The organism is Arthrobacter sp. P2b (assembly GCF_900168295.1).
Classification (GTDB): Bacteria; Actinomycetota; Actinomycetes; order Actinomycetales; family Micrococcaceae; genus Arthrobacter.
The window spans coordinates 188,346-202,454 of record NZ_FVZL01000007.1; the positions used below are offsets into that span (position 1 = coordinate 188,346).

At 66.9% G+C, this 14,109-nt stretch carries 11 protein-coding genes; 3 read left to right on the plus strand and 8 right to left on the minus strand.

Going from position 1 to position 14,109, the window contains the following annotated elements; genetic code table 11:
- Nucleotide 1 precedes the first annotated feature (1 nt).
- Entirely contained in the window at nt 2-1,318 is a 1,317-nt protein-coding gene (gene purD / locus B5520_RS13565; RefSeq protein ID WP_079597589.1) for a phosphoribosylamine--glycine ligase, read from the minus strand.
- Between the two features lie 99 nt (nt 1,319-1,417).
- Here purD and B5520_RS13570 point away from each other — a divergent pair, with 99 nt between their 5' ends.
- Together B5520_RS13570 and B5520_RS13575 are read left to right on the plus strand one after the other, a co-directional pair.
- Complete coding sequence (locus B5520_RS13570) at nt 1,418-2,992, plus strand: molybdopterin-dependent oxidoreductase (protein WP_104443499.1); 1,575 nt, start codon at nt 1,418-1,420, stop codon at nt 2,990-2,992.
- 37 nt (nt 2,993-3,029) lie between these two features.
- Nucleotides 3,030-4,046, plus strand: coding sequence for an asparaginase (locus B5520_RS13575; RefSeq protein ID WP_079597591.1), 1,017 nt, complete (start codon nt 3,030-3,032; stop codon nt 4,044-4,046).
- Between the two features lie 32 nt (nt 4,047-4,078).
- On the opposite strand, the gene B5520_RS13580 is transcribed toward B5520_RS13575, so the two are convergent.
- The 4 genes from B5520_RS13580 to B5520_RS13595 form a co-directional block, all read right to left on the minus strand.
- Nucleotides 4,079-5,494 carry a UDP-glucose dehydrogenase family protein gene (locus tag B5520_RS13580; protein WP_079597592.1) on the minus strand — a complete coding sequence of 472 codons (1,416 nt, stop codon included), beginning with the start codon at nt 5,492-5,494 and terminating at the stop codon, nt 4,079-4,081.
- 63 nt (nt 5,495-5,557) lie between these two features.
- The gene (locus B5520_RS13585) at nt 5,558-6,631 is read right to left on the minus strand and encodes a right-handed parallel beta-helix repeat-containing protein (RefSeq protein WP_254865570.1); all 1,074 of its coding nucleotides are present in this window, start codon (nt 6,629-6,631) and stop codon (nt 5,558-5,560) included.
- Nucleotides 6,628-8,490 (minus strand): right-handed parallel beta-helix repeat-containing protein, encoded by a 1,863-nt coding sequence (locus tag B5520_RS13590; protein ID WP_079597593.1) that lies wholly within the window; start codon nt 8,488-8,490, stop codon nt 6,628-6,630. Before B5520_RS13590 ends, B5520_RS13585 begins: the two co-directional genes overlap by 4 nt.
- Complete coding sequence (locus tag B5520_RS13595) at nt 8,487-9,821, minus strand: glycosyltransferase (protein WP_079597594.1); 1,335 nt, start codon at nt 9,819-9,821, stop codon at nt 8,487-8,489. The genes B5520_RS13590 and B5520_RS13595 overlap by 4 nt, the downstream gene beginning before the upstream one ends.
- Nucleotides 9,822-10,120: 299 nt before the next feature.
- Here B5520_RS13595 and B5520_RS13600 point away from each other — a divergent pair, with 299 nt between their 5' ends.
- A complete protein-coding gene (locus tag B5520_RS13600) occupies nt 10,121-10,498 on the plus strand; it encodes a sterol carrier family protein (protein ID WP_079597595.1) in 378 nt (125 codons plus the stop codon).
- A gap of 60 nt (nt 10,499-10,558) precedes the next feature.
- On the opposite strand, the gene B5520_RS13605 is transcribed toward B5520_RS13600, so the two are convergent.
- Genes B5520_RS13605 through B5520_RS13615 form a run of 3 tightly spaced genes read right to left on the minus strand, consistent with a single transcriptional unit; the run spans nt 10,559 to nt 13,708 of the window.
- On the minus strand, nt 10,559-11,320 hold the full coding sequence (locus tag B5520_RS13605) for an SDR family oxidoreductase (protein ID WP_079597596.1): 762 nt from the start codon (nt 11,318-11,320) through the stop codon (nt 10,559-10,561).
- A 23-nt stretch (nt 11,321-11,343) separates the two neighbouring features.
- Entirely contained in the window at nt 11,344-12,087 is a 744-nt protein-coding gene (locus tag B5520_RS13610; protein WP_079597597.1) for an aspartate/glutamate racemase family protein, read from the minus strand.
- Nucleotides 12,088-12,139: 52 nt separating this feature from the next.
- Nucleotides 12,140-13,708 (minus strand): NCS1 family nucleobase:cation symporter-1, encoded by a 1,569-nt coding sequence (locus tag B5520_RS13615; protein ID WP_079597598.1) that lies wholly within the window; start codon nt 13,706-13,708, stop codon nt 12,140-12,142.
- Between the last annotated feature and the right edge of the window lie 401 nt (nt 13,709-14,109).

Here is a 14,109-nt window from a genome sequence, read left to right on the forward strand (position 1 = left end):
GCTAGGCCTTCGCTTTCGTTACGGGCAGGGAAGCAGTGGCGGCGGAAGGAACCTTGATCTCCCCGCGCGCCGCCTTGCCGCCGATGTCGCTGCGGAACTGTGAGCCCTCCAGCTGCACCAGCTCCACGCCGTCGTACGCCCTTTCGCGCGCTTCCACCAGGTCGCTGCCGAGGGCAACGACGGCGAGCACACGGCCTCCGGCGGAGACCACTTTGCCTTCCTCGTCAAAGGCCGTTCCGGCGTGGATTACATGTACACCTTCGAGCGCTTCCACCTTCTTCAGCCCGCGGATCCGGTCGCCGGTGCGGGGAGTGTCCGGGTAGTTTTCGGACGCGACGACGACGGCGACGGCAGATTCCTTCGCCCAGCGCAGCTCCTCTGCCTTGTCCAGTTCGCCCTTGGCGGCTGAGAGCAGCAGGGAACCGAGGGGCGTTTTGAGCCGGGCGAGGACGGCCTGCGTTTCTGGGTCGCCGAAGCGGACGTTGAATTCGATGACGCGGGTGCCGCGGGAGGTCAGGGCGAGTCCTACGAACAGGACGCCCACAAAGGGGGTGCCGCGGCGGGCCATCTCGTTGACGGTGGGCTGGGCCACGCGGTCAATGACCTCCTGGACCAGGCCTTCGGGGGCCCATTCAAGGGGTGTGTAGGCGCCCATGCCGCCGGTGTTGGGGCCTTCGTCGTTGTCAAAGATGCGCTTGAAGTCCTGCGCCGGAGACAGGGCAACCGTGTTGTGCCCGTCGCAGAGCACAAAGAGGGAGACTTCCGGCCCGTCCAGGAACTCCTCGATGACCACCGAGCCGCCGGCGTCAAAGCAGGACTGCGCGTGGGCGAGCGCTTCCCCGCGGTTCCTGGTAACCACCACGCCCTTGCCGGCAGCGAGGCCGTCGTCCTTCACCACATAGGGGGCGCCGAAGGTGTCCAGGGCGGAGGCTGCTTCGTCGGCGTTGGTGGCCACCATGGCCATCGCCGTGGGAACTCCGGCCTCTGCCATGATCTCCTTGGCAAACGCTTTGGAGGCTTCCAGCTGGGCGGCGGCCTTGCTGGGCCCGAACACGGGGATTCCGGCATCACGGACGGCGTCGGACACGCCTGCGGCGAGCGGAGCTTCCGGGCCCACCACCACCAGGTCAACAGTGAGCTTGGTGGCGAGCGCAGCCACGGCGTCGGGATCGTTGCCGTTGATGTTGTGCGTGGGGACCAGCTTGCTGATGCCGGCGTTGCCGGGCGCCGCATGGACTTCGGACACGTTGGGGTCGGCGAGCAGGGAGCGGACAATGGCGTGTTCGCGGCCTCCGGGGCCAATGACGAGTACCTTCACAGTCTCCAAGGGTACTTTGTGCACCCTGCCCCCTCCTAAGCTGTGTCCCTTCCAACCTGCAGTGACAATCCGCAGCCCTTCCCGCTCCGAACAACAACCATGAAAAAGCTCCGAAACTGGCTCCAGGGTCCCACCGCTTTGGCCGCACTGGCCGGCGTGGTGGCGGCCGCCGTCGTCCTCGCCGTTGCGGAGCTGATCGGTGCGTTCTTCACCGCGCGGGCCACCCCGCTGTTCGCCTTGGGATCAACCTTCATCGACTTCACCCCGTCCTGGCTGAAGGATTTCGCCATCGCCACGTTCGGCACGAATGACAAGGCCGCACTGTTTGCGGGCATGGGGCTCACCATCGCCGTGCTCGCGTGTGTCCTGGGCATCGTGGCCTACCGCAGGTGGGCCTTGGGCGTCCTGGGCGTCCTCTTTATGGGCACGGTTATCGTGGCGAGCGTGGTGACCCGTGCCGGAGTGAATCCGGTGGATGCGCTCCCCAGCGTGCTCGGAACGTTCGCCGGCCTCGTAGCCCTGCGGCGTTTGACGGGGCCTTTGCGGACCATGAAGGCGTGGCCGGAGGCGCCCGCGGACACAGCAGTAGAAGACAGACGTCCGGGAACCAGCCGGCGCCGTTTTTTTGCCGCGGCCGGCATCACCGCGGCGGCCGCCGGGATCGCGGCAACGGGTGGACGGCTCCTCGGTGCCGCACGGAGCAATATTGCCCAGGCGCGGGAGGCCCTCAAGCTGCCGTCTCCGGTCAGCGCCGCACCTGCCGTACCCGCCGGCGTCCAGGCAGCAGTGCCGGGCGTTCCGTCATGGGTAACGCCCAACGGCGACTTCTACCGCATCGATACCGCACTGAGCGTTCCGGAAATCAACGCTGACGACTGGGAACTGCGGGTCCACGGGCTGGTGGAGGAGGAAGTGCGGCTCACCTTCCAGGACCTGCTCGACGCCGACCTGATCGAATCGCACGTAACCCTCACCTGTGTCTCCAACCCGGTGGGCGGCAACCTGGCCGGCAACGCCAAATGGCTGGGCCTGCCCCTCCGCGAAGTCCTCAAACGGGCCCGGCCCACGGACGGTGCGGACATGGTGCTTTCCACGTCCATTGACGGCTTCAGCGCCTCCACGCCCCTGGAAGTGCTCCAGGATGACCGCGACGCCATGCTGGCCATCGGCATGAATGACGAGCCGCTGCCGCTGGAGCACGGCTACCCCGTACGGATGGTGGTTCCGGGGCTGTACGGCTTTGTGTCCGCCACCAAATGGGTGGTTGACCTGGAGGTCACCCGGTTCGCCGACAGCAAGGCCTACTGGACCGAGCGGGGCTGGGCGGAACGCGGCCCCATCAAGACGATGGCACGGGTGGACGTCCCCAAGTCCTTCGCCAAGGTACCGGCCGGACAAGTTGCCGTCGGAGGCACAGCCTGGGCCCAGACCCGCGGCATCACGAAGGTGGAAATCCAGATCGACAAAGCAGACTGGGTAGAGGCCGAGCTTTCCACCGAGGCGTCCCTGGTCACCTGGCGCCAGTGGTCCTACCAGTGGGATGCCACCCCCGGCGCCCACTACATCAAGGTCCGGGCCACGGACGGGACCGGCGAGGTGCAGACGGACCAGCGTGCTGATCCTGTTCCCGACGGCGCGTCCGGCTGGCAGTCCGTGATGGTCACGGTGGAGTAGCGCCGGATTCCGAGGGGCGGCCCCTAGACTGGGCAGCATGCCGCACAACCCGCATGCCACCTTCACCGTGGACTCCGCCGTCGAACTGGCCGTGATCGAGCGCAGCGGTTTTGTCGAGTCACGGCACATCGGTTCAGCCGTCCTCCTGTCCGCCGACGGTTCCGTGGTGACCGAACTGGGCGACATCAATACGCCCATCTACGGCAGGTCGGCCCTGAAGCCGTTCCAGGCCCTCGCCGCCATGCAGTCCGGTGTCCCGCTGCGCGGAGCCCAGGTGGCCATCGCGTGCGGCAGCCACACCGGCTCGCTGGACCACATGGACGTAGTGGCCGGGATGCTCAAGGCAGCCGGGGTCCGCGAGGACCAGCTGCAGTGCCCCGAGGCGTGGCCGCAGGACGAGACGGCCCGGAACTGGCTGGTGCGCTCGGAAAAAGGCAAGTCGCGGCTGGCGTTCAATTGTTCAGGCAAGCATGCGGCCTTCCTCTGGGCCTGCACCGAGAACGGCTGGGACACCCACAGCTACCTGGAGCCCAACCATCCCCTGCAGCAGCGGGTCCGCACGGTTATCGAGGAGTACACGGGAGAGAAGATCGCCCACCTGGGCATCGACGGGTGCGGGGCGCCGGTGGCGGCGGTCTCGTTGAAGGGCCTGGCCAGGGGGTTTTCCCAGCTGGCAAAGGCTCCGGGCGACCAGAGTTTCAGTGCCCGCGCCGCCACGATCGCCACATCGATGCTGGACTATCCGTGGGCTGTGCAGGGCCGCGGCGAGGCCAACACGCTGGTGATGGATGAGCTGGAGATTATTGCCAAAATCGGGGCGGAAGGCGTCCTGGCCATGGCCACCCCGCAGGGTGTCTCCGTGGCCATCAAGATCCTGGACGGCAACGTCAGGGCCACCTCGCTGGTGGCCCTGACGCTCCTTGCCGCTGCCGGTGCGGTGGAAATCCCCGGTGTTGCCAGCGTCCTGGAAAAAGTGGTGGAACCGGTGACGGGCGGCGGACGGCCGGTGGGCAAGATACGCCTGGGCCCGGCCGTTTCCGCGCTCCTTGATTGAGGCGCCTTGACTGACGCGCAGGCTGCGCCCGGCTAAGCCGGCCGCTTCAGCTCCGCGTCCGCAACGGCAGCCTGCCCCGCAGGCGCAGTCCCATAGGGAGCAGCCTGGTAGGGCCGGCCCAAGGCCCGGTACTCCCAGCCGGACGAGACGTACAGTCCGGAATCCAAGGCATGCCTGCCGTCAACGATCCGGCGGTGCCGCACCAGTCCGCCCAGATAATCCGGGCCGGCCGACCGGAATTCATCCCACTCGGTCAGGAGTGCCACCACGTCCGCGCCCTCCACGGCCGCGGCCAGGGAGTCAACGTAGTTCAGGTCCGGGTACAGCCGGTGGGCGTTGGCGTTCGCTTCGGGGTCGTACACCGTCACCACCGCCCCTTCCAGGTAGAGCATGCGGGCCACGTCCAGGGCAGGGGCGTCCCGCACATCGTCCGAGTTCGGTTTGAACGCCGCGCCCAGTGCCGCCACCCTGACCCCGGCAAGGCTTCCGCCGGCCAGCTCCCGCACCAGGTCCACTGTGCGGACGCGCCGGCGGTTGTTGATGGAGTCCACCTCGCCCAGGAAGCTGACGGCCTGGCCCACGCCCAACTGCTCAGCACGGTGCTTGAAGGCCCGGATGTCCTTGGGCAGGCAGCCGCCGCCGAACCCCAGGCCCGGCTTGAGGAACCTGCCGCCTATCCTGTCGTCCAGGCTCAGTGCCTTGGCCAGCGTGCTGACGTCGGCGGCGGTGGCCTCGCAGACTTCGGCCATGGCGTTGATGAAGGAAATCTTGGTGGCCAGGAAGGAGTTGGCCGCCACCTTGACCAGTTCCGCCGTCGGCATGTCCGCGACGATCAACGGCGTGCCGTCCGCCAGCAGCGGCTCAAACGCCCGCCGCAGCATGGACTCGGACCAGGCTGACGCCACACCGAACACCAGCCGGTCCGGGTGCAGCGTGTCCTGCACGGCATACCCTTCGCGCAGGAATTCCGGATTCCATGCCACTTCGAGGTCCGCCCCGAGCGGTGAGATGTCCGCCACCATGCCGGCCAGCCGTGCCGCTGTGCCGATGGGCACCGTGGACTTTCCCACCAGCAGCGCTTTCCGGGTGATCCGTGCGGCCAGCCCGGCAAAGGCCGCATCCACGAAGGTCAGGTTGGCAGCTGTCGAGTTGGGGGCCTGGGGTGTTCCGACGCAGATGAAATGCACGTCGCCGAACTGCGCCACCTCATCCAGGTCGGTGGTGAACCTCAGCCGACCCGAGGCCAGCGCCTCGTGGAGTTTCTCCGGGAGCCCCGGTTCGTAGAACGGCACCTCGCCGGCCGAGAGCCGGGCAATTTTCCGCTCGTCAACGTCGAACCCCAGGACGTCGAAGCCCATGACCGCCATGCAAATGGCATGCGTTGCGCCGAGGTAGCCGGTTCCGACCACCGTGATTTTGGGCGCGTTGAAGGAAGGAAGGTTGTTCATTGGTTTCTCGATTCCGTCTCTAGTGGAGGAGTGAGCAGTCCGCCGGATGGCCGGCGTTGTCCTCTAGCTGGTACAGGGGATGTTGGAGAGGCCCTGTTCCGCCTGCGAGGCTGTGTTGCTGCAGTCGACCACGTTGTCGCGCGCGGGTTTCAGTGAGTAGCCGAGTCCGGGCCCGTTGACTTCCGCGACGTTCCGTCGGAAGACGTTCTCCGTGCCCCAGCCATCAATAATCTCGTGCGTCTGGAACCCGTCCTGGGGTGAGTTCCTGCCGGTGTTTCCTTCGATCCGCCAGCCCCTGCCCTTCACGTCCACCCACGAGTCGGCCTCGGTGATGCCCGAGCCGTCGAAGATGTTCTCCAGCAGGAGCCCGTCCGAGGTTCCTTCCTTGATGTCGATGCTTTCCGCGGTGGTGTCCGAGACGGTGTTGCCTCGGATTTCATTGCGGTCGCTTTTGTCCGGTTCGCAGGCGCTGACGTCGCACCAGTTGCTCTCCGCCGTTCCGATGTAGATTCCCTCACCGAACTTGGGTTTCCGGAGCCCGGCGCCGCGGATGGTGTTGCCGGTGACCTTGTTGTCCGAGCTGAACCTGCGCAGGTGGATGGCTTCGTCGCCGGTGTTCTCGACGGTGAGGCCCTGGAACAGGGAGAACGTGGTTTGGTCAGCCATGATCCCTTTTTGCCCGTTCCGGACGGTGAAGCCCTGCACGGTCCAGTAGGACGCCTGGTCCAGATGGAGCACGTAGCCGTCCTCGGTGCTGCCGCCGTCCAGGACCGCTCCCGGGCCGCCGCAGAGCGTGATCGGCTGGCTTGCCGTCCCGGCCCCGGTTGCCCGGAAGTTGCCGACGTAGACGCCGTCCGCGAGCCGGATCACGGCACCCGGACCGGCTGCTGCCAGCGCTGCGGTCAGTTCGGCCGCCGTCGAGACGCCGGTGCCGGCGGGGCACTCCGCTGGTGCCGCCCCCGGGGCAGGAGGTGGTGCAGCTCCGGGTTCCGTTGGGGCCGGCCTTGATGATGGCGGGGTGCCCCCTTGGGGCGTCTCCTCCTGGAATCCCATCATGGCAAAAACTCCCATCAGTACTGCAACGATCACGACGGCGAGCACGGCCCAGGCGCCCAGCCGGATCCGGCGGCCGGTCACCGCAGCTGCCTCTCGTCGTCGTACGCCACCACTCCCCTGCCCAGGGAGGTGAGCGGGACGTGGTCGGCGTAGGGGCTGCGGATGACGCCCTGGGCGTTCCTTCCCCGCGCGACGGCGGTGATGAGCAGCAGCGCGGCGAGCACGAACCAGATAAACGTCAGGGGCTGGAACACGGACTTGACCACCCTTTCCATTGTGTAGGCGGGGACCCAGGAGAGCTCGTCATTCTCGCCAAGGATGGCACCGGTTGATGCCTCGGTCCAGATGGCGCTGGACCCGTTGCCGCCCACGGTGTTGCCGGCCACGGACGTTTTATCGACTGCGCCCAGCAGGGTGATGCCGTGGTTGGAGATGCGGTCCAGGGTGTTCGCGCTGACGTCCGCCGTGGCGTCCCTGACGTAGATGCCGGTGTCACCGCCGGTGATGGAATTGCCGCTGACCCGGGCCGTGGAGCCGCCGCCGCGCACCGCGATGGACTGGCGGGCGTTGTCCAGCAGGGTGTTGCCGGTGATGATGACTCCCTTGGCGCCGTCGGCGGCCACGATCCCCACCTCGTTGGCATTGACGCGGTTGTCCCTGACGGCCAGCGACGTGCCGCCGATGACCTCGATGCCGTAGCGTTCGTTGTCTTCGACAGTGCCCCCGGCCACCGTGTTTCCGCCATAGGCGTTCACGGCGGTCCCGACGGCGTTTGGCCCGTCCGCGAGCGGGCGGCCGTCCATGGATACCCCGTTGCGCCCGTTGGCCACGGCTTTGACGCCGTCCAGCGTCACGCCTTGGGTTGACCGCCCCACGCTGAAGCCGTCCACTGCGTTCCCGGAGGAATCGGTCCGCGTGATGGTGGCGTTGGAGACGAACCGGTGGAGCACCAGCCCGTCCACCAGGCTTCCCGTGATGGTGGTGTCCCGTACGGCGATGTCCCGGGCGTTGGTGACGAAGAGTCCGAAGGCGTTGTTGCGCAGGCGGACGTTCTCGATGCCTGCCGTGACCAGGCTGTAGTCCTGCGCGGATTCCTGCGTCAGGGCTGCCAGTTCCGCTTCCGGAAGGAGGCGGGCGCCGCCGCTTGCCGCCTCCGTCTCCCCCGGCGTCGGCTGTTCATCGCTGAAGGTGCCCACTGCCTCGGTTCCGGTCAGCGACAGGCCGCCGGTGTTGCCGCTCCAGAAACCCAGCTCGGAGATGTCCGAATGGCTGAAGGAGGCATGGCCGCCCACCACCCTGATGTAGGCGCGGCCGTCCACCGTGGTCCGGTCCGGGCCGCCCTTGGTGCTGTCCCAGCTGGTGACACTGACGCGCGCTGCGTCCGTGCCGCCCAGCGTGAGCGACCCGCCCAGGGCCACCAGGGAGACGAATGACCGGGCACCGCTTTCCAGCCTCAGGTTCAGCGGCCGGGCAGGGTCCGGCGAGGCCAGGGACAGCGTGGCGCCGGCCAAAACCGCGATGGACTCGGACAGCAGGTAGTTCCCGTTGTCCTGCTGGCTGTCCAGGTGACGGAAGGCGTTGGGGGCCAGGGCCAGCAGGTCCGCCACGGTGTAGGCCTCGGCCCGCGCGGGCAGGACCAGCGTGTAGCTGGACCCGGTCCTGATCCGGTAGGGGCCCTCCAGTCCTTCCACGCGCCAGCGGGCGGCGGAGGCGATGGTGCGCACGTAGACCAGGCGCTCGTCCTCCTGCTCCACCAGCCTGGCCTCGCTCGCCGGATTCCCCGGGTAGAGCCGGCCCTGCACGTTACCGTTGGCTGCGATCTCGTTCCGGCCCAGGGCTTCGGCCCCGGAACCGTCCTGGATGCTGCCGGCGTAGAGGAAGCCGGCGGTCCCCAGCACGGCGGTGAGGACGGCGGCCGCGATGGGGCGGGCGGCCCTCATGCCGCCACCTCCCCTGTGGAGAGGTTGTCCCCTGCGCTGAGGTTGTCCCCGGTGCCGACGTTGTCCCCGGTGCTGAGGGTACGGGCGTCCTGGCCGTCCCCGCCCGTCTGGTGGGCGTGGCGGGTGAGCCAGCCCTGCTTGTTCATGGTGGCGAAGGCGTACATCTTGATGGGCAGCGCCACCAGGATCACGGTGACGGCCAGGACCGGGAGAATCAGGAAGTCCTTGGGGTGCCGCCGGAGGTGCGAAACGCCGCGGATTCCCCGGCCCAGCAGCAGCCAGCAGACCGCGGCCCCGATTCCGAACGGGGTGGGATCAAGGCGGTGGAAGACCAGGTACACCAGCGTGAGCCCCATGGTGACGGGGGTCAGGAGGATCTGGAGCACCGTCACCTTCGTGACGAACGGAACCTTCCACAGCCAGCCCTTGGCAATGGCGGTGAGGTAGCAGCGGTACGAGTTCCGGCTCCAGCGGACCCGCTGCTTCATGAAGGCCCGGAAGCTGGAAGGGAACATGGACAGCGCCCGCGCGGATGACTGGTGGACAGTTTTGTAGCCGGAGGCCAGCACCAGCCAGGTGAGCCTGCCGTCGTCGCCGGAAATGCAGCGGCGGCCCATGAAGTACTCGTTTTCCAGGTGTTCGATCACGTCCATCACGGCGCTTCGGCGGTAGACGGCGGTCCGGCCCGAGATGCACGGGACGGCTCCTGCCCGGCCCATGGCCGGCACGTAGTCCAGGTACCTGACGTTGACCAGCCAGTCCGCGATGCGGCGCCAGATGCTGGTATCCCGCTGGTACACGTTCTGGTGGGTGCCGACGGCTCCCACCATCGGGTCTTCGAAGGGCATCTGGACGTTGGCGAGGAGCCCGGGCTGCCACCAGGTGTCCGAGTCGGTCAGCACCAGGATCTCGTGCCGGGCCATCCGCATCCCGACCCCCAGCGCGGACCTCTTGCCCATGTGGTGGAACAGGACGGGGCGGATGGTGTCATCGCCCAAGGCATTGATCCGGTGGTAGGCGTCGAGGTCCTCGACATCCAGGACGATGATGATCTCGTCCGGCTTCTGCTGCCGCCAGGACTCCAGGGCGCTCATCAGGATGTCCGGGTCCTCATGGAATGACGGGACCACCACCGAGGTGGACGTCCGGAAACCGGTCACGATGGGCCGCGCCCGGTGGGAAAGGATGAACCGGTACAGCCAGAGGCCCCAGACAATGACGCCTGCCACGGCGAGTGGGAAGTAGGGGGAAAATTCGGTGTAGAACTCGTTGAGGCTTCGGGCGGTGAAGGCCCCGAAGACGTCGTCGACATCAAGGAATAGGGCAGTCATGGGCAGTCCTTCGCTGGGGTGGATTTCAGTGAGGGAACTGCCGGCGCACGGCCGGCGGCGTGGTCCTTCCCGCCACCGGAGCCGGTAGCGGGGCCCTGATGCCCCTGCTGAGGGGGCCGGGCTTCTCACTGCTGCCGACTCTGCGATGAGCCTTGTAAGAAGCATGCTTGGCAAATTCTTCTTCCGCCAGCGTGCGCGATACTCTAATTGCCTTTGCCACTACCCGTCTTTTCAGCGAGCCCCTACTCGTGTTTTGAAGGGGCCATACTGAGAATATTTACCGGAAAGAAGCCCGAAACATGGCTGTAGCCCGCCGTCGTATTGACGTGGAGGAAGGTGCAGCGGCGCTGGCCGCCTGGCGGAAAGCTGCCGAACCGCCGTCGGACACTCCCCTACCGCGGGCCGTCCTGGCCACTGCCGTGCGCTATTCGCTGGAGGAAGTCACCGCGCGGGCACCGGGGAACTCGGTGGAGGTGCGGGTGCCGCCGTTCGGCGTCACCCAGTGCGTGGAGGGGCCACGCCACACGCGCGGCACCCCGCCGAACGTCATTGAGTGCGACGCCGCCACCTGGCTGGCGATGGTGACCGGCCAGCTGGGCTGGCCGGACGCCGTCGCGGCCGGCAGGGTGGCTGCTTCGGGACTGCGCGCGGACCTCTCGGAGCTGCTCCCGCTGTAGTCGGCTGCCGGTAGCTGACTGCCCGCCGGCTGGCCGCCCGGCCGGCTTGCGCTCGCGCTTTTAGCCGCGGCCGACGAACGGCATGCCCGCGGCGGTCACCACCACCGAGCCCACACTGGCCGTGGCAGGCATGTCCGCCATCATCAGCACCGCGCGGGCAGCGTCGGCCACCGGGAACATCGGCTCCACACGGCGGCTGCCGTCAGCCTGCAGGGCCCCGGAGCCGACGCCGATGGTGTCCATGATGTCGGTGGCCGTGTTGCCGATATCGATCTGGCCGCAGGTGATCCCGAAGCCGCGCCCGTCCAGCTCGATGCTTTTGGTGAGGCCCGTCATCGCGTGCTTGGTCACCGTGTAGGCCACGGTCCGCGGGCGGGGCGAATGTGCGGAAATGGAGCCGTTGTTGATGATCCGCCCGCCCCGGGGTTCCTGTTCCTTCATGGTCCTGACGGCGGCCGCGGCGCACAGCATGGAGCCCGTGAGGTTGACCGCAACGGTGGCGTTCCAGTCGTCCACGCTGATCTCGTCCACGCTGGCTGCCGGGCCGAACACGCCTGCGTTGTTGAAGAGCACGTCCACCCGGCCCCACTGCTGCCGCGCGGCTTCGAAAAGCCGCCCGACGTCGTCGGGCCGGGTGACGTCGCACGGCACCACCAGTGCGTCAGGGTGGCCGTCCGCTGTCTCCTGCAGCTGCGCTTCGCGGCGTCCGGCCAGCGCAACGCGGTACCCCCCGGCAAGCATCTGCCGTGCCACTTCCCGCCCGATGCCGGAGCCCGCTCCGGTGACCACTGCGACGCGTCCGGCGGGTTGGGGATTGTTCAAAGCTGTTCTCCTGGAATGTGGTGCTAGAGCGGGGCGGGCGCTGCGGTGCTGTTTAGCGGCCAGCCTATGACGGTCTTGGGCCGCGGCGCAGCGTAGGTCCGGACTTTGGAGGTGGAGAGGCGCATGCGGACCAGGGATTCTGCGATGGTCACCGCCGATGCCACGCCGTCCACCACGGGGACGCCGGCCCGCTGCCGGATCTGCTCGTCCAGGCCTGCCATGCCTCCGCAGCCCAGCACGATGACCTCGGCCTTGTCCTGCGTGACCGCCAGCAGTGCCTGGTTGATGATTGCCTCCACGGCCCGCTCCGGTTCCTCCTCGAGCTCCAGGACCGCCATGCCGCTGGCCCGCACCGAGGCGCACCGTGCATCCAGCCCGGCGAGCTTGAGCCGGTCCTCGATGAGGGGGACGGTGCGGTCCAGGGTGGTGACCACGGAGTACTTGTGGCCCAGGAACATGGCCGTGCTGGCTGCCGCCTCGGTGATGTCCACCACCGGGACGTCCAGGAGTTCCTGGAGCCCTTCACGCCCGTGCTCACCGTAGCCGGCCTGGATGGCGGCGTCGTACGGTTCCGGGTAGGAAGTGATGGCGTCCATGACGGCTATCGCTGCAAGGTAGCTTTCGAAGTTCCCCTCGCAGGAGTCGGCGCCGAAGCGGGGTGTCACCCCGATGATCTCGGTGCCGGGGGCCGCAACACTGCGGGCTGAGGCGGCGATGGAATCCGTCATGGAGGCGGTGGTGTTGACATTTGCTACAAGGATGCGCATGGAGGGTCCTTTGGGGTTTGCTGGTGCATCCGCGGCGGGCGCGGGTGGGCCGTCAGTGGGTGCTGGCGATGGCGATGGACTCGCCGTCGTGGTCTTCCAGCTTCTGGGTGCGGTCGGCGATGAAGAAGTACACCACCGCGGCAATGCCTGCCGCGAAGAACCAGGCGAACGGAGCTGCGGATGCCAGGGCCGGCACGAATGCGATGAGGAGGGCAAGGACGGCCGCCGGGACCATGGCGATGATCGCCCGGGGGTTGACGCCGTTCTTGTAGAAGTAGGCACCCTCCGGCGAGGCGGTGTACAGCTCCGGGACGTTGACCTTGCCGCGGCGGATCAGCCAGTAGTCGGCCATCACGACGCCGAACAGCGGGCCGAGCAGGGCGCCGAGGCCGCCGAGGAAGTACACGATGACCAGCGGGTTGTTGTAGAGGTTCCACGGCAGGATGACCAGGCCGATGACGGCGCTGACGATGGCCGCGCGGCGGAAGTTCAGCCGCTTGGGGAACAGGTTGGTCAGGGCGTAGACGGGAGCCACGAAGTTGGCCATCAGGTTGACGGCGATGGTCAGGATCAGCAGTGCCAGGCAGGCCAGCACCAGGAAGAGGGTGTTGGGGATGGTCTGGACAATGTCCGAGGGGCTCTCGATGATGGTGCCGTTGATCTTGAACTGTCCGCCGGCCATCACCACAACGATGGCACCGAAGACCAGCATGTTGATGGGGATGCCCCAGAAGTTGCCGCGGACAACGGCCTTCTTGGAGACGGCGGAGCGGGTGAAGTCGCAGAAGTTCAGGACGAAGGTGCCGTAGATGGAGACCCACAGGGCGCCGCCGGCGAAGATGGTGAGCCACATTTCCGGGCCCTCAAGGGCGTTGTCCGAGGACCAGGCGATGGCGCCGCCGGCTTCGATGAAGATCCAGATGGCGATGGCGGCCATCGTGGCCAGGATGACCGGGCCGGCAAATGCTTCGTACTTGCGGATCATTTCCATGCCGAAGCTGACGATCACCAGCTGGACAACCCAGAGGATGATGAAGGCGATCCAGCCCAGGGTGGAGAGCCCCAGGATGGAGTCCTTGTCCATCTCCGCGAGGGCGGGGAACATGGCCACGAGCATCACGCGGGAGACGACGGACGCGAGGTAGGTCTGGATGCCGAACCAGGCCACGGCCACGGCGCCGCGCAGCAGGCTGGCGATTTGTGCGCCCCTGATTCCGAAGCTGATGCGGCTCATCACCGGGAAGGGAACACCGGTCTTGACGCCCATGAAGCCGGAGAGGTTGAGGAGGCCGAACAGCAGGGCCGCCCCGATGCCGAGTGCCAGGAGGATCTGCCATCCGCCGAGGCCCAACGCGAACAGCCCGATGGCGAAGGCGTAGTTGCCGAGGCTGTGAACGTCATTGGCCCAGAGGGTGAAGATGCTGTAGCCGGACCAGCTGCGGCCGGCGCGCTTGGTGGGGGCGAGATCCACGTTATAAAGGGTGGGGCTGATGCTCTGGCCGGATGCCGTGCTGGCGGATTCGCACAGGGCTTCAACTGGAACGGAGGGGTGTGCGGCGGCGACTGACGGCGCTGTCAGGTCTGCGGCCGCGTCAACACCCACCGGTGGAGGGGTCTGCATAAGGGTCTCAATTCTGGGAGGATCCGCGGTGGTGAGACCGGCGCTGGTGGCCGTTTCTGTTATTCCACATTACGGAATCGAGATATTGAATAGTGAAATAAGAGTATGACCTGCGTCACCTGCGGTCAAGGACGGACTCCCACGGGCTGCAGTCACAATCGGTTTGCAGCAGTCCTTGCCGCGCAGGAGGGCGTGGACCCCGCCGTCGATGTTGACCCTCCTGCCATCTTCTCGCTAATCTCATATGGCAAGAATGTTTTCTCACAATACGAAAACATGAGCCATTCGACGATGAAATGAGGCTCCCGTGGCTGCAGGAGAAGATACCTCCCATATCCTCAGCGGGTTGACTAACCAGCTGCCTGATCGTGATCCGGAAGAGACTGCCGAGTGGGTTGAGT